Source organism: Accumulibacter sp., from assembly GCF_023806625.1.
Classification (GTDB): Bacteria; Pseudomonadota; Gammaproteobacteria; order Burkholderiales; family Rhodocyclaceae; genus Accumulibacter.
In genome coordinates this window covers 1-24,800 of record NZ_JAMTDX010000044.1, presented here as the reverse complement: position 1 = coordinate 24,800, position 24,800 = coordinate 1, and the positions used below count along the sequence as shown (strand labels likewise).

The 24,800-nt window shown below is 67.3% G+C and carries 23 protein-coding genes and 1 pseudogene; 14 read left to right on the top strand and 10 right to left on the bottom strand.

What is annotated here, in order from left to right; all coding sequences use genetic code 11:
• Nucleotides 1-98 precede the first annotated feature (98 nt).
• The 5 genes and pseudogenes from NFW05_RS08325 to NFW05_RS08305 all read left to right on the top strand — a co-directional run.
• Nucleotides 99-830, top strand: a pseudogene (locus NFW05_RS08325) (hypothetical protein); the annotation flags it as partial.
• A gap of 11 nt (nucleotides 831-841) precedes the next feature.
• Complete coding sequence (locus NFW05_RS08320; protein ID WP_295304909.1) at nucleotides 842-1,147, top strand: nucleotidyltransferase domain-containing protein; 306 nt, start codon at nucleotides 842-844, stop codon at nucleotides 1,145-1,147.
• Entirely contained in the window at nucleotides 1,134-1,406 is a 273-nt protein-coding gene (locus NFW05_RS08315; RefSeq protein ID WP_295304906.1) for a HepT-like ribonuclease domain-containing protein, read from the top strand. The genes NFW05_RS08320 and NFW05_RS08315 overlap by 14 nt, the downstream gene beginning before the upstream one ends.
• An 85-nt stretch (nucleotides 1,407-1,491) precedes the next feature.
• Complete coding sequence (locus NFW05_RS08310) at nucleotides 1,492-1,848, top strand: STAS-like domain-containing protein (RefSeq protein WP_295304903.1); 357 nt, start codon at nucleotides 1,492-1,494, stop codon at nucleotides 1,846-1,848.
• 9 nt (nucleotides 1,849-1,857) lie between these two features.
• Nucleotides 1,858-5,184 carry a Swt1 family HEPN domain-containing protein gene (locus NFW05_RS08305; RefSeq protein WP_295304900.1) on the top strand — a complete coding sequence of 1,109 codons (3,327 nt, stop codon included), beginning with the start codon at nucleotides 1,858-1,860 and terminating at the stop codon, nucleotides 5,182-5,184.
• Between the two features lie 15 nt (nucleotides 5,185-5,199).
• On the opposite strand, the gene NFW05_RS08300 is transcribed toward NFW05_RS08305, so the two are convergent.
• Nucleotides 5,200-5,814: a transglycosylase SLT domain-containing protein gene (locus NFW05_RS08300; RefSeq protein WP_295304897.1), complete on the bottom strand. Its 615-nt coding sequence runs from the start codon at nucleotides 5,812-5,814 to the stop codon at nucleotides 5,200-5,202.
• Complete coding sequence (locus NFW05_RS08295) at nucleotides 5,802-7,526, bottom strand: proline--tRNA ligase (RefSeq protein ID WP_295304894.1); 1,725 nt, start codon at nucleotides 7,524-7,526, stop codon at nucleotides 5,802-5,804. The genes NFW05_RS08300 and NFW05_RS08295 overlap by 13 nt, the downstream gene beginning before the upstream one ends.
• 189 nt (nucleotides 7,527-7,715) lie before the next feature.
• Here NFW05_RS08295 and NFW05_RS08290 point away from each other — a divergent pair, with 189 nt between their 5' ends.
• The 3 genes from NFW05_RS08290 to coq7 all read left to right on the top strand — a co-directional run bounded on the left by NFW05_RS08290 (nucleotide 7,716) and on the right by coq7 (nucleotide 9,561).
• Nucleotides 7,716-8,315 carry an RNA pyrophosphohydrolase gene (locus NFW05_RS08290; RefSeq protein ID WP_295304891.1) on the top strand — a complete coding sequence of 200 codons (600 nt, stop codon included), beginning with the start codon at nucleotides 7,716-7,718 and terminating at the stop codon, nucleotides 8,313-8,315.
• A 68-nt stretch (nucleotides 8,316-8,383) separates the two neighbouring features.
• Nucleotides 8,384-8,893, top strand: coding sequence for a CNP1-like family protein (locus NFW05_RS08285; RefSeq protein ID WP_295304889.1), 510 nt, complete (start codon nucleotides 8,384-8,386; stop codon nucleotides 8,891-8,893).
• Nucleotides 8,894-8,940: 47 nt separating this feature from the next.
• On the top strand, nucleotides 8,941-9,561 hold the full coding sequence (gene coq7 / locus NFW05_RS08280) for a 2-polyprenyl-3-methyl-6-methoxy-1,4-benzoquinone monooxygenase (protein WP_295304912.1): 621 nt from the start codon (nucleotides 8,941-8,943) through the stop codon (nucleotides 9,559-9,561).
• Here coq7 and NFW05_RS08275 read toward each other — a convergent pair.
• From NFW05_RS08275 to NFW05_RS08265, 3 genes are all read right to left on the bottom strand, one after another.
• Entirely contained in the window at nucleotides 9,558-9,977 is a 420-nt protein-coding gene (locus NFW05_RS08275) for an OsmC family protein (protein ID WP_295304886.1), read from the bottom strand. The genes coq7 and NFW05_RS08275 overlap by 4 nt on opposite strands.
• A gap of 637 nt (nucleotides 9,978-10,614) precedes the next feature.
• Nucleotides 10,615-11,532: a C1 family peptidase gene (locus tag NFW05_RS08270; protein WP_295304883.1), complete on the bottom strand. Its 918-nt coding sequence runs from the start codon at nucleotides 11,530-11,532 to the stop codon at nucleotides 10,615-10,617.
• Between the two features lie 171 nt (nucleotides 11,533-11,703).
• The gene (locus NFW05_RS08265) at nucleotides 11,704-12,171 is read right to left on the bottom strand and encodes a protease inhibitor I42 family protein (protein ID WP_295304880.1); all 468 of its coding nucleotides are present in this window, start codon (nucleotides 12,169-12,171) and stop codon (nucleotides 11,704-11,706) included.
• Between the two features lie 305 nt (nucleotides 12,172-12,476).
• Here NFW05_RS08265 and NFW05_RS08260 point away from each other — a divergent pair, with 305 nt between their 5' ends.
• The 3 genes from NFW05_RS08260 (at nucleotide 12,477) to NFW05_RS08250 (ending at nucleotide 15,074) form a co-directional block, all read left to right on the top strand.
• Nucleotides 12,477-13,592: a phosphoserine transaminase gene (locus tag NFW05_RS08260; protein ID WP_295304877.1), complete on the top strand. Its 1,116-nt coding sequence runs from the start codon at nucleotides 12,477-12,479 to the stop codon at nucleotides 13,590-13,592.
• A 54-nt stretch (nucleotides 13,593-13,646) separates the two neighbouring features.
• Entirely contained in the window at nucleotides 13,647-14,819 is a 1,173-nt protein-coding gene (locus NFW05_RS08255; protein ID WP_295304874.1) for a phosphoglycerate dehydrogenase, read from the top strand.
• Between the two features lie 96 nt (nucleotides 14,820-14,915).
• Entirely contained in the window at nucleotides 14,916-15,074 is a 159-nt protein-coding gene (locus NFW05_RS08250; RefSeq protein ID WP_295304871.1) for a hypothetical protein, read from the top strand.
• Nucleotides 15,075-15,096: 22 nt separating this feature from the next.
• Here NFW05_RS08250 and NFW05_RS08245 read toward each other — a convergent pair whose 3' ends face one another.
• Nucleotides 15,097-16,077, bottom strand: a complete 981-nt coding sequence (locus NFW05_RS08245; RefSeq protein WP_295304868.1) for an NUDIX domain-containing protein — start codon at nucleotides 16,075-16,077, stop codon at nucleotides 15,097-15,099.
• A gap of 82 nt (nucleotides 16,078-16,159) precedes the next feature.
• The gene (locus NFW05_RS08240) at nucleotides 16,160-18,697 is read right to left on the bottom strand and encodes an FtsX-like permease family protein (protein WP_295304865.1); all 2,538 of its coding nucleotides are present in this window, start codon (nucleotides 18,695-18,697) and stop codon (nucleotides 16,160-16,162) included.
• Between the two features lie 288 nt (nucleotides 18,698-18,985).
• Between NFW05_RS08240 and NFW05_RS08235 the strand changes: the two genes are divergently transcribed.
• The gene (locus tag NFW05_RS08235; RefSeq protein ID WP_295304862.1) at nucleotides 18,986-19,525 is read left to right on the top strand and encodes a PEP-CTERM sorting domain-containing protein; all 540 of its coding nucleotides are present in this window, start codon (nucleotides 18,986-18,988) and stop codon (nucleotides 19,523-19,525) included.
• A 19-nt stretch (nucleotides 19,526-19,544) separates the two neighbouring features.
• On the opposite strand, the gene radA is transcribed toward NFW05_RS08235, so the two are convergent.
• Genes radA through NFW05_RS08220 form a run of 3 tightly spaced genes read right to left on the bottom strand, consistent with a single transcriptional unit; the run spans nucleotide 19,545 to nucleotide 22,941 of the window.
• Entirely contained in the window at nucleotides 19,545-20,924 is a 1,380-nt protein-coding gene (gene radA / locus NFW05_RS08230; protein WP_295304858.1) for a DNA repair protein RadA, read from the bottom strand.
• Between the two features lie 2 nt (nucleotides 20,925-20,926).
• Entirely contained in the window at nucleotides 20,927-22,039 is a 1,113-nt protein-coding gene (gene alr, locus NFW05_RS08225) for an alanine racemase (RefSeq protein ID WP_295304856.1), read from the bottom strand.
• Nucleotides 22,039-22,941, bottom strand: a complete 903-nt coding sequence (locus NFW05_RS08220) for a LysR family transcriptional regulator (RefSeq protein ID WP_295304855.1) — start codon at nucleotides 22,939-22,941, stop codon at nucleotides 22,039-22,041. The genes alr and NFW05_RS08220 overlap by 1 nt, the downstream gene beginning before the upstream one ends.
• Nucleotides 22,942-23,116: 175 nt before the next feature.
• Between NFW05_RS08220 and lplT the strand changes: the two genes are divergently transcribed.
• Both lplT and NFW05_RS08210 read left to right on the top strand, forming a co-directional pair.
• Nucleotides 23,117-24,379, top strand: coding sequence for a lysophospholipid transporter LplT (lplT, locus tag NFW05_RS08215; protein ID WP_295304853.1), 1,263 nt, complete (start codon nucleotides 23,117-23,119; stop codon nucleotides 24,377-24,379).
• A gap of 141 nt (nucleotides 24,380-24,520) precedes the next feature.
• Nucleotides 24,521-24,800, top strand: a 280-nt coding sequence (locus tag NFW05_RS08210) for an Lrp/AsnC family transcriptional regulator (RefSeq protein WP_295304850.1), incomplete at its 3' end; no start/stop codon positions are given.

Here is a 24,800-nt window from a genome sequence, read left to right as displayed (position 1 = left end):
CGACACCTCCAGGGGTTACCCCTAACTCCTAACTCCTAACTCCTAACTCCTATCTCCTATCTCCTAACTCCTATCTCCTATCTCCTGCTGTCTCCGGCATCGCCCCGGTGGACCTGGCACAGGCCGCCATCGGCCCCGGCATGGCGGTCTACACTCGCTACGCCAAGGTGCTCGACGCCCAGGGCAGGCCGGTGCCGGTGCGCGAGGCGCTCGCGCTCATCAACCAGGTACTCGACGAGACGCTGGCCGAGCAGGAGGGCGACTTCGACGCCGACAGCCGCTTCGCCATCGCCTGGTTCGAGCAGCACGGCTTCGCCGAGGGCGAGTTCGGCGTGGCCGACGTGCTGGCGCGTGCGAAGAACACCAGCGTGCAGGGCTTGAGCGACGCGGGTCTCCTCGAATCCAGGCGCGGCAAGGTGCGGCTGCTCAAGGCCGCAGAGCTGCCCGACGCGGAGAAAAGAGAAAAGAGAAGCGAGAAACGAGAGGGCTCTTTTCCCACTTCTCCATCCTCTTTTCCCACTTCTCCCTCCTCTTTTCTCCCTTCTCCCTCCTCTTTTCTCGCCTCTCACTGGCTCATCGTGCACCACCTGATCCGCGCGCTCGAAGCCGGCGGCGAGAGCGCCGCCGCGGGGTTGGTCGCGCAACTCGGCAGCCGCGCCGAGACCGCGCGCGAACTGGCCTACCGGCTGTACACCGTCAGCGAGCGCCGGAAGCGCGCGGCCGAGGCCCTTTCGTACAATGCCCTCGTCCAAAGCTGGCCGGAGATCGCGCGGCTGGCGGGAGAATCAGCCGGACGGAGCGAAGCGCCGGTGCAGGCGACGTTGATTTGAGGAGATGCGAAATGGGTGATCGGCTCCCTCTTGAGCCTGCCGCGCTGGCCGAGCTGTGCCGGCGGCATCGCATCCGCAAGCTCTCGCTCTTTGGCTCCACGCTGAAGGGCACGGCGCGACCGGACAGCGACGTCGATCTGCTGGTGGAGTTCGAGGCCGGCGCACGCACGACCTTTCTGGACATGGCGCAGATCGAGATCGAGTTGTCTCAGCACCTCGGCGGACGCAAGGTGGACCTGCGCACGGCGGAGGATCTCAACCGTCATTTCCGCGAGGAAGTCGTACAGACAGCGGAGACGCAGTATGTCGCCGGATGACCGCTGGCGCGTCCGTCACAGGATCGAGGCGGCCGAGCAAGCGCCTGCCTTCGTCGCCGGCCGCGAGCGCTCTGCGCTCGATTCGGACGAGATGTTGCGACTGGCCTTGACGCGTGCGGTCGAGATCGTCGGCGAAGCCGCCAGCCAGGTCAGCGCGGAGGGTCGATCGGAGCTTGCGGACGTCCCGTGGGCACAGATGGTTGGCATGCGCAACCGGCTGGTGCATGCCTACTTCGACATCAATCGCGACATCCTGTGAGACACGGTCCAACTTGCGCTGCCACCGCTGACCGTGCGTCTTGGGGCGGCGATCGGCGATGGGCCGGAGATCTGAGGGCGGTGGAGTGGCGCGCAATCCGTTGCCCAGCTCGTCGGTCGATCCTGGAAACCAGCCTCCGCGCGAGACGACCCTGCCGATGCACCACGTGGAGCACGGAGAGGGGAAGCTGGTGACCCGTTCGCAGGCCAAGCGTCTCACGTCGCTGCAGGCGTCGCACGCGCATGTGAATCTGGACTTCGCGGGCATCACCGAGATCGGGCAGGCCTTCGCGGACGAGATTTTCCGGGTGTTCGCGCAAGCGCACCCGCAGATCCGCATCACGCCGCTCAACACCGCGCCGGCAGTCGCGCAGATGATCAAGCGGGCCGTGGCGGCGCGCGCGGCGCAGGCGCCGCAGGGCGGCAGCGCGACGACGGACTAAGGAAGAACGATGGCAATCACCAACCAGGAACGCGTCGGCAAGGCGATGGAGCTGCTGCGCGCGGGGCTCGCGCCCTTCGTCGAGCGCGAGGCGCAGGCAGCGGTGAAGGCGGGCTCGGTGCGCATGGAAGCGCTGCGGCGCTTCGCCGAAGACCCGCTGCTCGGCAGCAAGCCGATCGCGCAGTGGGACGTGGCCGACCTGCTGAAGCTGATGTGGGAGACGTGGAACGACGTCTTCGGCCGCACGCTCGGCCGCGCCGAGCGCTCGCTGGTGCAGGAGCTGCGCGACTGGCGGAACAAGTGGGCGCACCAGGAGCCGTTTGCCAGCCGCGACGCCGAGCGCGCGATGGATTCGATGGTCCGGCTGCTGACCGCCGTGTCGGCCAGGGAAGCCGACGAGGTGGACCGCATGATGCTGGAACTGCGGCGCCTGACCATCGACGAGCAGGTGCGCGGCGAGAAGCGCAAGGCCGGCGGCTCGCTGATCGAGGCGGCAGCGAGCGGCACGCTCAAGCCCTGGCGCGAGATCGTCACCCCGCACGCCGACGTGGCCAGCGGGCGCTACCAGCAGGCCGAGTTCGCCGCCGACCTGTGGCAGGTGCACCTCGGCGAAGGCAGCGACGAGTACCGGAAACCCGCCGAGTTCTTCCGCCGCACCTTCCTCACCGAAAGCCTGAAGCGGCTGCTGGTCGGTGCAGTCGAGCGCCTCTCGGGCAAGGGCGGCGACCCGGTGGTGCAGCTGCAGACCAATTTCGGCGGCGGCAAGACGCACTCGATGCTCGCGCTGTATCACCTGTTCGGCGGCAGTTCGCCCGGGGAACTCGCCGGCGTCGATGCGGTGATGGCAGCCGCCGGCGTGACCAGACTGCCGACCGCGCGGCACGTGGTGCTGGTCGGCAACAAGATCTCGCCCGGCAACCCGGTGACCAAGCCCGACGGCACGCGGGTAGCGACGCTGTGGGGCGAGCTCGCCTACCAGCTCGGCGGCAGGGCAGCGTATGCGCGCATCGCGCAGGACGACGAGAAGGCCACCAGCCCCGGCGACGTACTGCGCGAGCTGCTGCGCGAGTACGGGCCGTGCCTCGTGCTGATCGACGAGTGGGTGGCCTACGCGCGCCAGCTGCACGACGCAGCCGATCTGCCGGCGGGCGGCTTCGAGACGCAGTTCAGCTTCGCCCAGGCGCTGACCGAGTCGGCCAATCTCGCCGGCAACTGCCTGCTGGTGATCTCGCTGCCGGCCTCCGACACCTCCGGCTCGCCGCACACGCAGGCCGACGACGTGGAGGTGGGCGGCATCCGCGGGCGCGAAGCGCTCGATCGGCTGCGCAACGTGGTCGGGCGGGTGGAGTCGTCGTGGCGCCCGGCCTCGGCGGAGGAAGGCTTCGAGATCGTGCGCCGGCGGCTGTTCGAACCGTTACCCGGGCCCGAGGCCTTCAAGCAGCGCGACGTCACGGCGCGCGCCTTCGCCGACCAATACCGTGCTCAAGGGCCCGAGTTCCCGCCGGAGTGCAAGAGCGCCGACTACGAGAAGCGCATCCAGGCCGCGTTCCCGATCCACCCCGAGATCTTCGACCGGCTCTACGAGGACTGGTCCACGCTGGTCAAGTTCCAGCGCACACGCGGCGTACTGCGGCTGATGGCGGCGGTGATCCACAGCCTGTGGGAGAAGGGCGACCGCAATCCGCTGATCCTGCCCTCGACGATCCCGATCGACGATGCGCGCGTCCAGTTCGAGCTGACGCGCTATCTCGCGGACAACTGGGTGCCGATCATCGAGAAGGACGTGGACGGGCCGAGTTCGCTGCCGCTGAAGATCGACGGCGAGGTGCCCAACCTCGGCAAGCTGCACGCGACGCGGCGCGTGGCGCGCACGATCTGCCTCGGCTCGGCGCCGACCGCGGCCGCCGCACATCGCGGGCTCGAAGACCGGCGCGTGAAGCTCGGCTGCGTGATGCCGGGCGAGTCGCCGGCGGTGTTCGGCGATGCGTTGCGCCGCCTCGCGGCAGCGGCGACCTATCTCTACCAGGACGGCCCGCGCGCCTGGTACGCGACGCAGCCCACCGTCACCAAGCTCGCCGACGACCGCGCCGAACAGTTGAAGTGCGATCCGGACAAGGTGGCTGCCGAACTCGACAAGCGCGTGCGCGCCGACCTCAAGAAGCCGGGCGACTTCGCGCGCGTGCACCCGCTGCCGCGCACGGGCGCGGATGTGCCGGACGACCTCGACGCGCGGCTGGTCGTGCTGCCCGCAGAGCATCCGTACAGCAGGGAGGAAGGCAACGCCGCGGCGAATGCGGCGCGCGCGATCCTCGAATCGCGCGGCAACTCACCAAGGCTGTATCGCAACACGCTCGTCTTCCTGGCGGCCGACAAGGTGCGCCTGCAGGATCTGGACGAGGCGCTGCGCAAGGTCCTCGCGTGGGCGTCGATCGTCGCCGAGAAAGACACGCTCGACCTCAGCCCCTTCCAGGTCCGGCAGGCGGAAACACAGAAGCAGGCCGCCGACGCGGCCGTGACGGCGCGGCTGCCGGAGACCTACCAATGGCTGCTCGTGCCGGAACAGAAGACGCCTCAGGCAGCGGTGGAATGGCATGCGCTGCGGCTCACCGGCTCCGATGCGCTGGCCGTCCGGGCCACCAGGAAGCTCAGGAGCGAGGAGCTGTTCGTCGCGAGTCTGGGTTCGACGATCCTGCGCAAGCACCTCGACGAGGTGCCGCTGTGGCGGGGCGATCACGTGCCGGTGCGGCAGCTCGTCGAGGACTTTGCGCGCTACCTGTACCTGCCCCGGCTCGCCGGGCCGGAGGTACTCGTGCAGGCGATGCGCGACGGCGTGGCCTTGCTCACCTGGCAGTCCGACACCTTCACGTACGCCGAGAGTCATGACGCGGCTGCCGGCAGATACCGCGGCCTGCGCGGCGGGCACGTCGTCTCGCTGGGCGCGGACGATGCCGGACTGATCGTCAAACCCGATGTCGCGCGGCGTCAGCTCGACGCGGAGTTGCCCAGGCCCGGTCCGGACGCAGCTTCGACGGCGAAGCCGGCCACTCCCGCCGGCAAAGGCTCGACAGCCGATCCCGAGCCGCCGCCTCCTGCCCCGCGCCTGCTGCACCGCTTCCACGGCACGGTGTCCCTCGACCCGGCGCGGGTGGGCCGTGACGCGGCGCGGATCGCGGAAGAGGTTATCGCACACCTGGCCGGACAACCGGGCGCCGAGGTCTCGGTCACGCTGGAGATCGAGGCACGGCTGCCGGGTGGCGCGAACGAACAGACGATCCGGGCGGTCTCCGAGAACAGCCGAACGCTGAAGTTCACCGCGCACGCATTCGAAGACGAATAGCTCGCGCAGTCCCGCTCAGCGCATCGCCAGCTTGCGCCGCGAATACGACCAGTGCGTCTCCCAGGCGACGCGGACCATGTTCGGGTATTGCGGCTGACCGAGGCTGCCGTTGTAGCGGCCGAGCGCGCGGTACAGGTCGCCGCGTTCGATGTCCAGATAGTGGCGCAGGATCGTGCACCCGTAGCGCAGGTTCGTGCGCAGGTGAAACAGGTTGTCCTCGCCGGTGCCGATGAGCCCGACCCAGAACGGCATCACCTGCATGAATCCGCGCGCGCCGGCGCTCGACACGGCGTACTTCTTGAACCCGCTCTCGACGTGGATCAGCCCGAGAACGAGTTGCGGATCGAGTCCGGCGCGAGTCGCCTCGTAGTGCACCGAGCGCAGGAAGTCGAGGCGCGCTTCGCGGTCGGGAATCCGCTTGTCGAGGCGGCGCGACATCTCGGAGAGCCAATCGACCGCGTCGAGCGAATCGCGGAACGCGCTGACCGGCGGCGCCCGATCGGAGACCGACCGCGACAGCGCCGCGCGCACGCTCGCCGAGAGCGGCTCGTACTTCTGCGCCCCGGCGTGGGCCGCGAGCGGCAGCAGGCCGGCCAGCACGGAGGCCAGAACGGCGATCAGGCGGCGCACAGGCGCTCCTGCAGGAACGACGCGATCTGCCCGATCGGCAGAAGACGCGACTCCCGGTCGGTCCTTGCGCGGTATTCGAGCTTTCCCTCGGCGAGCCCGCGCTCGCCGACGACGACGCGATGCGGAATCCCGATCAGCTCCGTCTCGGCGAACATCACCCCCGGGCGCTCGTTGCGATCGTCGAGCAGGACGTCGATTCCGCGCCCGGCGAGTTCGCCGTAGAGGGCGTCGGCGGCGTCCCTGACCGCCTGGCTCTTGGCGTAGCCCATCGGGACGATGCACACCTCGAACGGGGCGATCGCCGCCGGGAAGATGATCCCGGCCGCGTCGTGGCCCTGCTCGATCGCCGCGCCGACGATACGCGTCACGCCGATTCCGTAACAACCCATCTCCATTACCCGGCTCTGGCCGCTCTCGTCGAGGAAACAGCACTTCAGCGCGTCGGCGTACTTGGTGCGCAGCTGGAAGATGTGCCCGACCTCGATGCCGCGACACAGCTCGAGCGTGCCCCGACCATCGGGTGACGGGTCACCGGCGACGACGTTGCGCAGGTCGGCGACGAGCGCCGGCTCGGCAAGATCGCGGCCAAAATTGACCCCGGTCAGGTGGAAGCCCGCCGTGTTGGCGCCACAGACGAAGTCGCTCATCACCGCGACGCTGCGGTCGGCGTAGACCGGAATCGCGCCGATGGCCACCGGGCCGAGGTAGCCCGGCTCACAGCCCAGCGCGGCGACGATCTCGTCGTCGCGGGCGAAGCGAAACTCGCCGGCGGCCTTCTGCACCTTGAGTTCGTTGAGCGTGTGATCGCCGCGCAGGAGGATCAGCGCAAAGCGCTCGCCGGCCTCCGCGGACTCTGCGAGGATCACGGCGATCGCCTTGACCGTCCGGGTCAGCGGTACGCCGAGCAGTTCGGCGACGTCTTCGCAGCGCGTCCGCCCGGGCGTGGGCACTGTCTCGAGCGCGGCCGCCAGCGGCCGACGCGACTCGGCCGGGGCGAGCGCCTCGGCGAGTTCGACGTTGGCGGCGTAATCCGAGGCGGGGCAATAGGCCAGCGCGTCCTCGCCCGAGTCGGCAAGCACGTGGAACTCGTGCGACCCGGTTCCGCCGATCGAACCGGTATCCGCGGCGACCGCCCGGAACTCGAGGCCGAGACGGCTGAAGATGCGCGTGTAGGTCTCGAACATGTTGCGGTACTCGCGCTGCAGGTCGGCGAAGCTCGCGTGAAACGAATAGCCGTCCTTCATCAGGAATTCCCGCCCGCGCATGACCCCGAAACGGGGCCTGATCTCGTCGCGGAACTTGACCTGAATCTGGTAGAAATGCACCGGGAGCTGGCGATAGCTGCGGATGTCGCGGCGAACCACGTCGGTGATCACTTCCTCGTGCGTCGGGCCGATCACGAAATCGCGCTGATGGCGATCCTTGAGCCGCAGCAGCTCGGGGCCGTACTTCTCCCAGCGTCCCGACTCCTGCCACAGCTCGGCCGGCTGGACGGCGGGCATCGACAGCTCGATCGCCCCGGCGCGATCCATCTCCTCGCGGACGATCCTCTCGACCTTGCGCACGACGCGCAGGCCGACCGGCATCCAGGTGTAGATCCCGCCGGCCAGGCGCCGGATCATCCCGGCGCGGAGCATCAGCCGGTGACTGATCACCTCGGCGTCGGCCGGCGCCTCCTTGAGCGTCGAGAGGAAAAAGCGGGAAGTGCGCATCGTTTGCGGCTGGCAGACTGCGAAGCCGTGATTCTACAAGAGGAATCGCCGATGACGATGGCCAATCCCGCATCGCGGCCGGTCGCGGCGGCGGCGCCCGGGCGGCAGCGGAGCCGCCGGCCGAGCGCTTTGCAAGCGCCCGAGAATGTGAAAAAATGTCTGCAATCAGACGAGTTGCAGGTGTACACCATGCTTGACCGTGAAGGCTATCGCCCGAACGTCGGCATCATTCTTTGTAACGCCAAGAACGAGGTCTTCTGGGGCAAGCGTATCCGAGAGCATTCATGGCAGTTCCCGCAGGGCGGCATCAAGCGCGGCGAGACCCCCGAACAGGCGATGTACCGGGAACTGCATGAGGAAATAGGCCTGCTTCCGGAGCACGTCCAGGTTCTCGGCAGGACCAGAGACTGGTTGCGCTACGACGTGCCGGCTCAGTGGATCAGACGCGAATGGCGGGGAAGCTACCGCGGGCAGAAGCAGATCTGGTTCCTGCTCCGCCTGATCGGACGCGACTGTGACGTCTCGCTGCGCGCCTGCGACCACCCCGAGTTCGACGCCTGGCGCTGGAACACCTACTGGGTTCAGCTCGACGCAGTGATCGAGTTCAAGCGCCGCGTCTATGAGCAGGCACTCAACGAACTGGCCCGCTTTCTGTACTCCGATCAACGACGCCCACGGCGTCTGCCGTACGGGCGCAGGGAAGCGCCCCTGCCGACGTTGCCAGGCGAACCGGCCGCGGCGCGATTGCTCGGCGAGCCGGCCGGGCCACCGACCGTGAAGAGCGAATGAACGATCCGCGGTGCAAGCGGCACGCGCGATCCTGCCGCGGCGGGGTCCGGCCCACCTGGGCATGGCGGGTGCTCATCCTGGCCGTGCTGCTCGTCACCGCTCGCGCCGCGTCATCGGCCGCCGGCGGTGAAGACGAGGAGCGCAGGAAGGCCCCCGAGCCGGAGGTCGGATTGCCGGCGTATCCCCTGCCCGAGAACCTGATCCCTTTCGTCGTCAGCGCGAACTCCGAAAACCGGTTCCTGATCGACAGCGAGTCATTGACCACGGACCGCGACGGGATCGTCCGCTATACGCTGGTGATCATCAGCGCTTCGGGGGCCGAGAACATCTCTTACGAGGGCATGAACTGCACCACCGCGGAACGTCGCCTGTACGCGATGGCGCACGCCGACAGGACCTGGAGCCGGGCGCGCAGCGACCGGTGGATGAAGATCCAGATGCGCGACTACTCGCTGAATCGGTACCACGCCACGCTTTTCCAGGAATACTTCTGTCCGGTCGGCGTGCCATCCCAGAGCCCTGACGAGATCCGCCGCGCGCTGCGCAGCGGCGGTCGTTCGTGGGTCGGCGGAAGCTGACCACTCGTCGTGATCAGCCGCATACGGAGAACCGGGAGGCCCTGATGATCAGCGACCGATTGATCGTCGAATTCGACAAGGCTCTGCGCACCCTGTTCGCCCCGGCGACCAGCGTACGCAGGGTCCCCGGCAGCGATGAGCCCGAAGCGTCGATGTCCGACCGGGAAAGGACGCACGCCGGCGCCCTGATGCGCATCAACCACGTCGGCGAGGTCTGCGCGCAGGCGCTCTATCAGGGCCAGGCCCTGACCTGCGACGATCCGGCGCTGCGCGAAGCGCTCGGCCGGGCCGCGCGCGAGGAAACCGAGCATCTGGCGTGGACCGAGCACCGCCTCGAGGAACTCGGCAGCCGGACGAGCCTGCTCAACCCGTTGTGGTACCTCGGCTCGCTGGGGCTCGGTGCGCTGGCCGGCCGGATGGGCGATTCGTGGAGTCTCGGCTTCCTCGCCGAAACCGAGCGCCAGGTCGAAGCGCACTTGGACAGTCATCTGAGCAACCTGCCGGATCAGGACGTCCGGTCGCGGGCAATCGTCGCGCAGATGCGTCTCGACGAGATCGCTCATGCGCGGACTGCCGAGAGCCTCGGAGCACGCGAGCTGCCTCCGTCGGCGATTCTGCTGATGAAGCTCGCGGCGCGGACGATGACCCGAACCGCCTACTACGTCTAGACCTCGACGATCTCGAAGTCGTGCGTGATCTCGGCAGTCTTGCCGAGCATGATCGACGCCGAGCAGTATTTTTCGGCGGACAGTTCGATCGCCCGCGCGACGGCCTCGCGTCTGAGCTGTGTCCCGGTGACGCGGAAGTGGAAGTGGATGCGCGTAAACACCCTCGGGTCCTGTTCCGCGCGCTCGGCCTGCAGGCTGACTTCGCAGCCACGAACGAGGTGCCGGCCCTTCTTGAGAATCAAAACGACGTCGAAGGCGCTGCACCCGCCCGTTCCGGCGAGCAGCAGTTCCATCGGCCGGGGTGCCACGTTCCGCCCCCCGGCTTCGGGCGCACCATCCATCACCAGGGCATGATTGCTCCCCGTCTCGGCGACGAAGGACATCCCTTCGCCCGTCCACCTTACCGTACATTGCACCTGTCGTTCTCCCCTTGTCAGACGACGTCGCCAGCGCCGGCCCTCCCGGCACGAAGGGCGATCCGCTCCTGAACTCCCGACGATCGCCTGCGAAGTCAAACTCGCGCTTCGCGACCCGTCACCCTGTCCGCGAGTGCCGGCCGCCGATCTGGCCGGCAAGCCGCGCCGGGCCCCGAGCATCGCACCACACCGCTGCATTGTACGGGAGAGGGCGCCAACCCGTCATGTTGCGCCGCAGCATGCGCGCTTTCGGCTCGCCGCTGGCGACTGTCGAAAGGTATTGCCTATAGGGAAAAGCATGTGACCGAACAATCATAATATTCTGCTTTTATTCGCTTATTCCATCGTGGAAATCTTGAGCGTCGGACCGGCAGAATGATTTTGGCGCAATGCACAAAAAAAGCTTGACCTCCCGACCCGGAGCGGCCATAATGCGTTCAACGTGATCGGCAGAGGGCAGCAGGTTCCGGTCACCCCATTGTCTCCTCCACCCTCCTCCTTTGGTGTGGATTTAGCGCGGCTCCCCTCCGAGCCGCGCTTTTTTTTTGGGCTTTGCCCCTGGTCCGCCTGACTGGGGTCAACGACGCCGAGCTACCCGGGCCAGAGGGAGCTTCGTGGATCCCGAGCGACTTCCACACTAACCGAATTGCCCGGTGTCGATCCATTCCTGCTTGAGCAACGACCACCAGTCGATCGCCAGCCCGTTGAGGACGTAGGCGTACGGCAGCCAGCCGTAACCAGCCGAGCCCCAGCCACTGCCCCACGAGTTGCGAATCAGCAGCGCCCCGATCGTTTCCGAAGCCCCGGGGCTCGTATTCCTGATCTTCATCGCGTCGTCGTAACCCACGGCCATCACCGCGTGGCCGCCGACGACCTTTTCTCCTGGCGCAGGATAGGGAAACTTGCCGGTGCTGTTGGCCTGCGCGTACGACTGATAGACGGTGAAGCCGAACATCGACGGCAAGCCCGACGCGAGATTCGTCTTGATCCGCGAAAGCAGCGCCGCGCGAGTCGTTCCCGGAGGATCGAGGCGATAGTAATTGATCGCCTGATAGTTCTGCCCGAAGGCATAGCAGAAGGCGCTCGGCTCGGTGTCGAAAGCAGGGGATTTCGTCGTGTACGGCCAGTAGTCCTCGGGAGGCAGGCCAAACAGGACCATCGACTCCATCGTCGTGCGCAGGAAAGCGCCGGTGTCGCCGGACCACTTGAGCAGATTGCGCGTCGTCTTGTAGAGGAACAGCCGGGAGGCGTCGATGTGCTTCCCGAAAGCCCGCCGTTCGAAGTACTCGACCATGCCCACGCCGGCATTTGCCGTGCACGAGCCGAGCGCGCCCTGATCCTCGACCGGCGAGCACCACGGCCGCAAATCGACCGTTGCCGGCAAGCTCGGCGGAACCGCTACGGCATTGACCCTGGCCAGCAGACCCTTGATCGAGTCCCTCTGTCCCCTGGCCTTCAGTTTGACGCCGACGACCTCGTCGTTTACCGTGTGGTCCCGGAAGCTCGGATAGTCGGGCAACCAGCCCATTCCGAAAGTCTGTAGCGAGTCCGACATGATCATTCTCTCCAGCAGATGAAATGCTTGAACGAGGCGGCCGTCAGCTGCAGGGCGATGCCCCGACCCGCGACCGGCCACCTGATGGAACCGCCTTGCCGCCTTGGCCACCACCTCCTCGTGCTGCGCAATCTTCCGGGCCGGCTGCCGGCATCGGTGATGCGCGATCGCTCAATCCACCCGGATTCGGACGGTCACGGCGAAGCGCTCGATGACCGAGCCCTCGCCCTCCCACGCGCGCCAGCGTTTGAGTTCCAGGCCGGCGACGCCCGGCTGGCGAGCGACGAAGGTCCAGGTTCTCGACCCGCCACTGCCCGGCGCTCGCGAAGCGCCTCTTGAAAAGTCCTCGGAGACCAGAGCCAGCCGATCGTCGAGCCGGCTGACCGTCCACGTGAAGCCGGTCGTCGGCGAGTCGGCGAGCCGCAGGAGCAGCGACTCGCCGACGCGCAGGTCGATGGTTCGGCCACTATCCACCTGCGAGAGCATCATCGCCTTCGCTCCATCGTCGACTCGCCGGCTATCGGGATTCTGCGCCAGCGCGTCGCCCGCACCCGCCGACGCGAGAATCGCCAGCCCGGCGATGCACCAGCAGGCGCGGCTTCGCCGCCACCAGGACCGGACCGACGGCGCCTTCGTCATGCGGACCCTCGCCACGTGGACCTCGACCCGAAACAGCCGCAGCTCCCCTCGCGCCGGTGGAACAGCCACCGCCACGACGAGCGCCAACGACCCCATATAAATCAAAATAGACCGCGCTCGCCTGCGGATCAAGCCTTTTCTTGGTCGCCCCGGGGAGGAGACACCGGGGCCCGGCAAGGGGCAGCCAAAGCGGCCCGAAGCGCTCGTCGCCAAGCCCACTCTGATAAAATCCCTGCCTGTTTCAGGCAGACCGACCGACCGGTCGGGGAGCATCCCTTCCCGACTCTTTTCGCACAGAGGCAAGCATGCAACCGACAGCAAAACCCAGGAACCCCAACTTCTCCTCCGGCCCGTGCAGCAAGCGCCCGGGATACGACGTCAGCGCGCTGCAACTCAACACGCTCGGCCGGTCACACCGCTCGACGCCGGGCAAGAAGGCGCTCGGTCTGGCCTGTTCCGAGACGGCGCGCCTGCTCGGTCTGCCCGAGGGTTACCGGGTCGGCGTCGTCCCGGGGTCGGACACCGGCGCCGTCGAGATGGCCCTCTGGTCGCTGCTCGGCCAGCGCGGCGTCGACGTCCTGGCCTGGGAGTCCTTCGGTTCCGGATGGGCGACCGACGTCGTCAAGCAGTTGAAGCTCACCGACGCGAGGGTCCTCAAGGCCGATTACGGCGAGATCGTCGACCTTGCGCAGGTCGATTTCGCCAGGGACGTCGTGTTCACCTGGAACGGGACGACCTCGGGCGTCAAAGTACCGAATGGCGACTGGATCCCGGCCAGCCGTTCCGGCCTGACGATCTGCGACGCGACCTCGGCAGTCTTCGCGATGGACATTCCCTGGGACAAGCTCGACGTGGCGACCTTCTCGTGGCAGAAGGTGCTCGGCGGCGAAGGCGCGCACGGCATGCTGATTCTCGGGCCGCGCGCCGCCGCACGCCTCGAGTCGTACAGCCCGCCCTGGCCGCTGCCCAAGGTTTTCCGGCTGACTTCGGGCGGCAAGATCAGCGAGGGTATCTTCCGTGGCGAGACGATCAACACCCCGTCGATGCTCTGCGTCGCCGACTACCTCGACGCGCTGCAGTGGCTCGAGGGGATCGGCGGGGTCCCGGCGGCGATCGCGCGCAGCCAGGCCAACCTGGCGGTGATCGCCGACTTCGTCGCCAGCCACGACTGGATCTCGTTCCTCGCCAGGGATCCGGCGACGCGCTCGAACACCAGCGTCTGCCTGACCCTCGACCTCGACGCGGAGCGTGTCAAGAAGATGGTCAAACTCCTCGAAGGCGAAGCGGTCGCCTACGACATCGGCTCGTACCGCGACGCTCCACCCGGCATCCGCATCTGGTGCGGAGCGACGGTCGAAACATCCGACGTCGAGGCCCTGATGCCCTGGCTCGCCTGGGCATACGGGCAGGCAGCCGCGTGAACCGCCCTCGTCCAGTCCAGCGCCCCTCCGAGCAACCTACCGAGTGACTTCACCATGTACAAGGTCCGAACCTACAACCAGATTTCGATCAAGGGACTCGATCGCTTCCCGCGCCAGTCCTTCGAGGTGGGCAGCGACATCGCCCATCCCGACGCCTTCCTGCTGCGCAGTCAGAAACTGCACGGCATCGAGGTGCCGGCGACACTGCTCGCCGTCGCCCGGGCCGGAGCCGGGGTCAACAACGTGCCGGTCGCCGAGTACGGCAAGCAGGGCATCGTCGTCTTCAACACGCCCGGAGCCAACGCCAACGCCGTCAAGGAACTGGTCATGGCCGGAATGCTGCTCAGCGCCCGGGGAATCGTCGATGGCATGAACTACGTCCAGTCCCTCGCCGAGGTCAAGGATCCGGCCGAGATGGCGGCGCTCGTCGAGAAGGCCAAATCGCGCTTCGCCGGAACCGAGATCCGCGGCAAGACACTGGGCATCGTCGGCCTCGGGGCGATCGGCTCGATGGTCGCCGAGATGGCCCTGGCGATGGGCATGACGGTGATCGGCTTCGATCCGCTCCTGTCGATCGACGCCGCCTGGCGCCTGTCGAACGAGGTCGGGCGGATGGAGAACCTACAGTCGCTGCTCGCGCGTTCGGACTATGTCTCGCTGCACGTGCCGGCCGTCGAGGCGACCCGACAGATGATCAACAGCGATACGCTCGGGGTCGTCAAGCCGGGCGCCGTGCTGCTCAATTTCGCGCGCGAGGCGATCGTCGACGCCGCTGCGGTGCTGCGCGCCCTCGAAGGCGGCCGGCTGAGCAAGTACGTCTGCGACTTTCCCGAACCGGTGCTCCTCGGACATCCGAAGATCATCGCCATGCCGCACATTGGCGCGAGTACCGAGGAGTCCGAAGAGAACTGCGCGGTCATGGCGGCCAACCAGTTGATCGATTATCTGCAGAGCGGCAACATCGTGAACTCGGTGAACTTCCCGAAGATCAGTCTCGAACGAAGCCCCGGATGCACGCGCATCACCTTCTCCAACGACAACGTCTCGGGCGTGCTCGGCAAGGTTCTGTCGGTGCTCGCCGACAACCAGGTCAATGTCGTGGACATGGTCAACAAGAGCCGGGGCGAACTGGCCTTCAACATCGTCGACGTCGCCACTCCGCCGGCCGACGAGGTCATCGACGCGATCAGGGCGGTTGACCACGTGATTCGCGTGCGGGTCATCTGAGCGTACTGCCGGCAGCCACGGCGATCGCCCGAGCGGAGAAGCCGGGCGACCACCGAGCCGTCGCCGCCGGGCGTCGCTCGTCGAGGAAGGAAGACGATGCCCACCGATCTGCTGGAAACGCTGAGCTGGCGGGAACTGCCCCACCTGATCTGCGTGCTGGCGCTGATCGCCGCCTTCTGGCTGGTGATCCGCCAGAACCGGAAGGATCTGCTCGACCTCGAAGCCGAACTGGCCAGCGGCCGCGCAGAGTTCTGAGCAGCGCCCCCGCGCCAGTTGCTCAGCTGCTCGTCAGCCGCTTGTCGAGCTTGTCGAGGAACTTGCGCAGGGCCTTCTCGTCGAGCAGCCGCCTGGCTTCCTTGACCGTCACCCAGCGCCGGTGGCGGTGGCTCTCTTCGCTGTGTTCCCACTCTTCGTCGGAAACGCTCTCGCTGACCGCCATCGGAAAGACCGCGACGTGGCAGACGCCGCCCCATTTTTCGTAGTCGTAGTGGCCGATCGGCTGTTCATCGACCTGACCGCGGACTCCGGCTTCCTCGAACGCCTCCTTGGCCGCCGAGTCGGCTGGCGACAACCCCGGTTCCTTGACTCCCTTTGGAACGACCCAGCGCGTCCCGCGGCGCGAAGCGACGATCATGATCTCGATCTGCCCGTCGACGATCCGGTACGGAATAACCGCCGACTGGGTGAAGAAGTGATCGGGGACCGGACCGTCGTACTGCTCCCTCGCCGGCTCGCGCAGCACGTCGTCCGGGACGTCGCCCGGCCGGGTCAGCGAGACCAGACTGGCACAGCCCTGGTCGAGGTTGCGCCAGTCCTCGATCATCTCCAGTTCGGCTAGCGCCGAGGTCGGCAACACCTTGCCATCGGCCGGTGTGTCGACGCGGCCGCCGGTCAGGAAATCGACGAGTTCCTCGAGACCCGGATTGTGTCCGACGACCATCACGCGGCGCGCGCTCTTCGGACAGGTGGCCAGTGCAGCGAGCAGGTCTTCGAGCGAGGCCATGTACATCCGCTCGTCCCAGTGCACGCTCTTCAGCGGCAGGCCCATCGCCTTGCATGCGCTGATCGTGGTCGCCCGCGCGCGTTCGGCCGGAGAGCTGAGTACCGTGTCCGGGACGAGTTTGCGTTGGCGAATCCACGCCCCCATCTTCTGACTGCCGACGCGCCCGCGGTCGACGAGCGGGCGGTGGAAGTCCTCGTGCCCGGTGCTCCAGTCCGATTTCCCGTGGCGCAGGATGAGCAATGTCTTGGCCTTCATCTGCCGAACTCCTTCTTGCCGATAGAGCGGAGGATGATAAACGATAGCGCCGGCAGACGATGCGGAGAGCACCGTCAGTCGGTCAGGCACTGCCCCCACGCAGCGCCTCGAGCGGCGCGTTGTCGAGCAGCCTCGTCGCCGCAAACCAGCCGGCGGCGGTGACCAGCAGCGCGCCGGCGAGCACCGCAACCGGAATCAGCCAGAGGTCGAGGCCGATGTCGAACCTGAATACCTGCCGCGCCAGGAACTGCCCGACCGACAATGCACCGAGCGAGGCGATCAGCCCGGCGAGACCGCCGACGCTCGCGAATTCGGCGAGCAGCGCTCTTCGCAGCTGCTCGCGTCGCGCACCGAGCGCGCGCATCACCGCCAGTTCGTAGCGCCGCTCCTCGGCCGCCGAGGCAAGCGCGGCGTGGAGGACGATCAGCCCGGCAGCGAGCGTGAACAGGAAGACGAACTGGACCGCCCGCGCGACCTGATCCATGATCGACTGCAGCTGGCGGAGGATGGCCGCGACGTCGATCACCGTGAGGTTCGGGAAATCGCCGATCAGCCGGTTGATCAGCTCTGCCTGGTCAGCGCGCAGGAAGAAGCTGGTGATCCAGCTCGCCGGATAGCCGGCGAGGACGACCGGCGGAGTCAGGACGAAGAAGTTCGCGCGCATCGTGTCCCAGTCGACCTTGCGCAGGCCGACGACGGTCATCGCAATCGTCTCACCGGCGACGACGAAATCGAGGTGGTCGCCGACCGCGATGCCGAGCGTGTTCGCCAGACCGTCCTCGACCGAAGCCGCGCGCTCGCCCCGACCGGCCAGCTCGGCAGGCGTAAACCAGCGCCCCGCAGTGAGGCGATTGCCCTGCGGAAGATCGGCGCGCACCGAGAGGTTGAACTCACGGTCGATCAGGCGCTGCGCCCGGTCGTCGGTGTAGCTCGCCGCGCTGACCTCGCGACCGTTGATTCGCGTCAGACGGCCGCGGACCATCGGCGCCAGCTCGGGAAACACGCCGCCGGCAGCGAGCGCCAGACGTACCGGCTCGACCTGTTCGGGCTGGATGTTGACCACGAAGCGGTTCGGCGCGTCGGGCGGCACCGAACGCCGCCAGGCGTCGACGAGCTCGCCGCGAATCACGGTGAGCAGCAGCAGGGCCATGAAGCCGAGGGCCAGCGCGACGATCTGCACGACGCTGGCGGCGGAGCGCCGTTCGAGGCTGGCCAGCCCGTAACGCCAGCCGATCCCGCCCGATCCGCCCGCGGCCGAGCGCCGGCCGCCACGCACGCTGGCCGCCAGCCGGATCGCGCCGCGCGCGACGAGCGCGAAGACGAACAGCCCGAGAACGAAGAAGCCGACCACGTAGGCACCGAGTTCGGCTTCCCCGGCCACCCAGAACATCAGACCGGCCAGCGCCAGGAGGCCGATCAGGTAGCCACCGAGCAACCCGGCACGCGGGCTGCCAAGCTCGCGGCGCAGGACGCGCAGTGTCGGCACACGGCGAAGCTGCAGTAGCGGCGGCACGGCAAAGCCGAAGAGCAGCAGCAACCCCACGGCCACCCCCTGGATCGCCGGAACGACGCCGGGCGCCGGCAGCGGCGTGGCGAGCAGCTGGGCGAGCCAGACATGCAGCGCGAAGTGGGCGACGTAGCCGATGGCACAGCCGAGAGCCGCGGCGAGCACGCCGAGTACCGCGAACTGGCCGAGGTAGATGCGCAGCAGGAAAGCCTGCGTCGCGCCGAGACAGCGCATGATCGCACAGGGATCGAGGTGTCGCTGGACGTAACGCCGGGCGGCGAGAGCGACGGCCACGGCAGCCAGCACGACGGTGAGCAGCGCGGCAAGGCCGAGAAACTTCTGGGCCCGTTCGAGAGCCGTGCGGATCTCGGGCCGCGCGTTCTGCGCATCCTCGATTCTCTGCCCCCTCCCGAGAGCGGGCTCGATCTCGCGCTGCAGGCGCTTGACGAGCTGCTCGTCGCCGGCGACGAGCAGGCGGTAGGTCACCCGGCTGCCAACCTGGACGAGCGCAGTCGCCGGAAGGTCTTCGAGGTTCATCAGCAGCCTCGGCGCGACGCTGAAGAAGTTGATTCCCCGGTCCGGCTCGAGGGTCAGCACGGCACCGACGACGAGCACGCTCTGCCCGACGGCGATCTGCGCACCGGGCGCGACGCCGAGCGCCGAAGCGAGGCGTTCGTCCACCCAGATCGTACCCCGACCCGGGATGCCGCGCGCCGGCTCATCCGGCGTATTCAGCGCCGGGGCGGTACGCAGCATGCCGCGCAGCGGGTAGCCGCTGCTCACCGCCTTGATTTCGGCGAGCTGCGCGCGCAGCTGCGCACCCTGGCCGTGAGTCACCATGCTCGGGAAGGTCCGCGTTTCGACGAGTTGCAGGCCGACCTCCCGCACACGCTGCGCGACCTCGACGGGCCACGGATGATCGGCGATCAGCAGTAGATCGGCGCCGAGCAGCTGATGAGACTCGCGCACCAGCGCCTGGCGCACGCGATCGGCAAAGAAGCCGACCGCGGTCAGCGCGGCGACCGCGACGACCAGCGCGGCGGCGAGCAGGTGCAGTTCTCCGCCGCGCGCGTCACGACGAAGCATTCGCCAGCAGAGGAGAAGGAGGCGCATGGGTAACTGAGGCATTCGCCGGGAGCACGCAGCGGGGACGAGGCGTCGATGATAACCATTCGGCGCAAGCCCCGGCAAGACGGCCATCGCTCCGCGAACCCCGGTCGCAGGCCGGTCTGCGCCGCTGGGCGAGGCCGAAAAAGGAGTGAATCCCGCGCGCTCAGCTGCTAGAATGATTCCCGGGGTCGTCGGGGTCGGTAGCGCCGCTGCCTGAAGCGGCGAACGCAAGCGGGTAGCGGACTGGATCCGGCGCGGGTGGTCTTGGCTTGGCTTCGCGAGGGCGGAAAAATGATCGGTCGGCTCAGGAAGATCCTGCACACGCTCCTGGTGATCGTCGCTGCGGGCTGCCCGGGAAGTGCTTCGGCGGCCTTCACGTCCGATTTCGTGGCTGCCGGAACCGGCGGGCAGTATGGATTAGGCTTTTACCAGGCGTTTGGCGACCAGGCTTCGCAGACCTTCACCGGCACCGGGCTGGGCTCGGTCGGCGAGATGCAGCTCATCCTCAACCTCGGTCCAACGGGCAACACGCTCAATTCCGAAACGCTCGGCTTCACCTTCTACCTCAACAGCGTCGCGGTTGGTACGACGACCTACGCGCCGTTCGACCAGAGCATCCAGTCGCTCGATTTCACGTTCCCGGCGCTGACCAGCGTCTCGGAGGACTGGACCCTGCTGATGCGCGTGACTACCGGGGTCTGCGCCATCTGCCGGACGGTACAGTTGGCCACCCAAGGAAACACCTTCGCGCTCGTCCCCGAGCCGGCGACTCTGGCGTTGCTCGGCGTCGCCGTGGCCATCCTCGGCTGGTCAGCGGGCCGGCGCCCCTGAGGCGCGAAGCGCCGGTCGTTCATTCGAGCTCGCGCAAGCGCGCAAAGGCCTCCTCGACGCGGCGCACGGCGATCAACTCGAGCCCGGCGCCACCCTGACGAGGCCGGTTCGCCTCGGGAATCAGCGCCCGCGTGAAGCCGAGCTTGGCGGCTTCCCTGAGCCGCTCCTGCCCGCGCGGCGCCGGACGGATCTCGCCGGCCAGGCCGATTTCGCCGAAGACGACGAGCTTGCCGGGCAGCGGCCTGTCCCTGAGCGACGAGACGATCGCCAGCAGGACCGCGAGGTCGGCCGCCGGTTCGCCGATCCTGACTCCGCCGACGGCGTTGACGAAGACGTCCTGATCGAAGCAGACGATTCCGGCGTGCCGGTGGAGTACCGCGAGGAGCATCGCCAGGCGCTGCGCATCGAGGCCGACGGTCAGCCGCCGGGGATTGCCGTGCGCCTGGTCGACGAGCGCCTGGATTTCGACGAGCAGCGGCCTCGTGCCCTCCTGGGTGACCAGGATGCATGAGCCGGGAACGTCGCTGGCGTACGGCGAGAGAAAGATCGCCGAAGGATTGCTCACCCCGCGGAGACCCCGATCGGTCATCGCGAAGACACCGATCTCGTTGACCGCGCCGTAGCGGTTCTTGACTGCCCGGATCAGCCGGAAGCTCGAGTGCGTGTCGCCCTCGAAGTAGAGCACGGTATCGACGATGTGCTCGAGCACGCGCGGCCCGGCGAGCGCGCCTTCCTTGGTCACATGACCGACAAGGATCACGGTGATCCCCGCCTGCTTGGCCAGGCGCGTCAGCTGCGCCGCACATTCGCGGACCTGGGCCACCGAACCGGGCGCCGAAGCGAGCTGGTCCGACCACAGCGTCTGGATCGAGTCGATCACCGCGACCTGCGGCTGCGCCGACTGCAGCGTCGACAGAATCCTCTCCAGATGGATCTCGGCGAGCAGGCCGAGGTCGCCGGTATCGAGCGCGAGACGCCTCGCCCGCATGGCGACCTGCTGACCCGACTCTTCACCGCTGACGTAGAGCACCCGTTGGCTGCGCGACATCGCCGCGAGCGCCTGGAGCAGCAGCGTGCTCTTGCCAATCCCGGGGTCGCCCCCGATCAGCACCACTCCGCCAGCGACGAGTCCGCCGCCGAGCGCACGGTCGAACTCGGCGAGCCCGGTCGGCCAGCGCTGATCCTCGCTGGCCTCGATCGTCGATAGCGTCCGTACTCCGGTCGGCTCGCCGCGGCCGACGAAGCGCTTCTGACCGGCCACGGCCGGCGGCGCGGCGACCGTCTCGACGAGCGTGTTCCACTGCCCGCAGCCGGGGCACTGCCCTTGCCACCTGGCCGCGCTCGCCCCGCACTCGCTGCAGGCGAACACGGTTCGCGCACCGCCTGCGGCGCGTTTCATGTTCAGACGGCGACCACCGGCACACGCGGCGCCAGCGCGCAGAAGAGCTGATAACTGATCGTTCCGGAGGCGGCGGCGACCTCGTCGGCAGCCAGCCCCTCTCCCCAGAGCGTCACCCGACTGCCCGGCCCGCTGCCCGGCAGCTCGGTCAGGTCACAGGCCAGCATGTCCATCGAGACACGGCCGAGGGTTGCCGTCCGACGGCCATCGACGACGATCGGCGTGCCGCTCGGCGCGTGGCGCGGGTAGCCGTCGGCATAGCCGCAGGCGACGATGCCGACGCGCGTCGGCCGCCGGGCGACGAAAGTCCCGCCGTAGCCGACGCGCTCGCCGGCGTCGATCTCCTGAACGGCGAGGATCCGGCTGTCGAGCGTCATCACCGGGCGCAAGCCGAGGCTTTCGGCACTCTGACTGGCAAACGGACTGCCACCGTAGAGCATGATCCCCGGCCGCACCCAGTCGTGCGCCGTCTGCGGATAGCGCAGGATCGCCGCCGAATTGGCCAGCGAGACCGGGAAACCCGCAGCCTCGGGCCAGGCCGTGCGCATCCGCTCGAAGCGCTCGAGTTGCCAGGCAATGCACGCTTCACCACCATCCGCGTCGGCGTCGGCGAAGTGGGTGATCAGCGTCGGCGTGCCGAGCACCGCAGTACCGCCCATCGCCGCCAGTTCGCGGCGCACGGCCGGCAACTGCTCGGCGGTCAAGCCGAGCCGGTTCATCCCGGTGTTGAGCTTGATGAACAGCGGCAGGGGCGTCTCCGGCAGCACCGCGCGCAGCATCCGCAGCTGCTCCAGACAATGGATGACCACGCTCAGCCGGTGCCCCGCACAAACGGCGATGTCGGACGGTTCGAAGAATCCCTCGAGCAGCAGGATCGGCTGACGGACCCCGGCTTGACGCAGCGCTACGGCTTCGTCCAGGTCGAGGAGTGCGAAGCCGTCGGCGACGTCGCCGAGCGCGCGCGCCGCGCGCAGCAGCCCGTGCCCGTAGGCGTTGGCCTTGACCACCGCCCATGCCCTGGACTCGCCACCGAGCGTCCTCGCGCGGTGGCGGGCGAACAGGTAGTTGTGGCGCAGCGCGGAGAGGTCGATGCGCGCTTCGATCGGGCGCGGCATCAGACGGACAACTCGCGCAGCTTGCTCCTCGCAAAGTCGACGAAGGTGAGGACCACCCGCGAGCGAAAACGCTCCTTCGCATAGACCAGCGACAGGCTGCGCTTGAGGCGGGGTCGTAGCGGAACGGCAACCAGGCTGCCCAGCTGCCTCTCCTTCTCGAAGCTCGCCCGCGAGACGATCGCGCAGCCGAGCCCTGTCCCGACCACGCCCTTGAGCGCCTCGGGACTCGACAACTCCATCACCGTATGCAACTTCTCGGGTTCGACCCCACAGGCTCGGAAATAGTCGTCGGTCACTTCGCGGGTCCCGGACCCCGGCTCACGGGCGATGAAGTCGTGCATCAGCAGGCTCCGGGCGTCGATGTCGTTGCGCCGGGCCAGGGGATGATCGGGAGTGCACACCACCTGCAGTTCGTCTTCGCCGCAGACCTCGGACTGCAGGCTCGGATGGTCTACCGGCGACTCGATCAGCCCGATGTCGAGCGTATGCGCGGCGAGCGCATTGCTGATCGCTTCCGCATTGGCCACCGTCAGGCGTGCGCGCACCTGCGGATAGCGGACGTTGAACTCGCCGAGAATCGGGGGCAACAGGAACTCGGCGATCGTCGTGCTCGCTCCGACGAGCAGGCTGCCGCTCATCTGCCCGGTCATCTCGGCGACGCGGACATCGAGCTCGTTCGACAGGGTGAGGATTCGTTCAGCGTAGTCGAGAACCAGCTCGCCCGCCGCGGTCAGCGAGATTCGCCCTCCACCACGCTCGAAAAGACGCGTGTTGAAGCGCTCTTCGAGCTGCTTGATCTGGAAGGTCACCGCCGGCTGCGTCATGTGCAGGGCCTCACCCGCCTTGGTGAAGGAGAGGTGCCTGGCCACGGCATGGAAAACCTGCAATCGACGATCCGCCACGATTCCTCCCCCTGATTCAGCTGATCCCGGATTCAAACACAAAACGGCCTGCCGGGCCAGATGCGACTCGCTCCCCCGGCCGCGCCGAGGAAAGCCGGCGACCGGCCAACGCCTCACAACGGGTCACCTTTACATGGTATAAGGACAGCATATCGGGAACGGCGATCAGCGAATCATGCCCTTCGGCTTCTACATCATCATGGCCGCGCAGTTCTTTTCAGCGCTGGCCGACAACGCCCTGCTGATCGTCGCCATCTCGATCCTCCGCGAGATGAGCGCGCCGAGCGAGTACGAGCCACTGCTGAAGACCTTCTTCACCGTTTCGTACGTCGTCCTCGCCGCTTTCGTCGGCGCCTTCGCCGATTCGATGCCCAAGTGGCGGGTCATGTTCATCAGCAACGGAATCAAGATCGCCGGTTGCGCGATGATGTACTGGGATTGCCATCCGCTGCTCGCCTATGCGGTCGTCGGGCTCGGCGCTGCCGCGTACTCGCCGGCCAAGTACGGCATCCTCACCGAGTACCTGCCGCACCGCCTGCTCGTCGTCGCCAATGGCTGGATCGAAGGCCTGACCGTCGGGGCGATCATCCTCGGCGTCGTCGTCGGCGGGACGCTGATCAAGCCCGAGATCGCTCAGATGCTGCTTGGCTTCGACTTTCCGCTGATCGACACCGGAGTCGACACGGTGAGCGAGATGTCGCTGTGTTTCGTCGCCGGCTTCTACCTGCTCGCCGCACTGTTCAACCTCTACGTGCCCGACACCGGAGTCGATCACCGCGTGCTGCACCCGAATCCCTGGCATCTGCTCCGCGAGTTCAACCACTGCCTGGCACTGCTCTGGCGCGACCGCCTCGGGCAGGTCTCGCTGGCCGTGACCACCCTGTTCTGGGGTGCCGGAGCGACGCTGCAGTTCATCGTCATCAAGTGGGCCGAAGCCGCGCTGCATCTCGATCTTTCCAGGTCGAGCCTGCTGCAGGGAGTCGTCGCCGTCGGCGTCGCGCTCGGCGCAGTCGGCGCGGCGCGGATGATCAGCCTGCGCAAATCGGTGCAGGTCATCCCGCTGGGCATCGCCATGGGCATCGTCGTGCTGGTGATGAATTTCGTCGAGCACCTGTGGCTCGCGGTTGCCCTGCTCGTCCTGATCGGCACGCTGTCGGGTTTCTTCGTCGTGCCGATGAACGCGCTGCTGCAGCACCGCGGGCACATCCTGATGGGCGCCGGTCATTCGATCGCCGTCCAGAACTTCAACGAGAACCTGTCGATCCTGGCCATGACCGGGCTCTACTTCCTGATGATTCGCCTCGACCTGTCGATCTACCTGGTGATCACCCTGTTCGGCCTGTTCATCAGCGTGACGATGTGGCTCGTCCGGCTCCGCCATCAGGCCAACCAGCGGGTTCGCGACGACGTCTGTCACCTCGACGACGGCGGACACTGAAGCACCTCCCTAGCCGGCCGACGTCAAGGCCGAAGAGTGTTCCGGCGGCGCGACGGCGGTCACCGAGGTGAGCCTCGAAAGTTTGAAATCCCCGCAGAAAGCCCTATACTGCGCACATTTCGTGCAGGAAAATAACCGATCATGTCGAAAATCACGATCGATCGTTACGATCTGGCATTACTCGATGCATTGCAGCGCAAGGGCAACGCGACCAATGCCACGCTCGGCGAGCAGATTCGCCTCTCGGCGTCGCAGATCAGTCGGCGTATCCAGCGCCTCGAGGAAGACGGCGTGATCGCCGGTTACGTCGCTTTGCTCGCGCCGGCGGCGCTCGGTCTCGGCGTCACCGCCTTTGCCGAAATCGTCCTGCAGCACAGCAGCGAGGCGAGCAGCGAGGCCTTCGAGAATGCCGTGTCCGAGA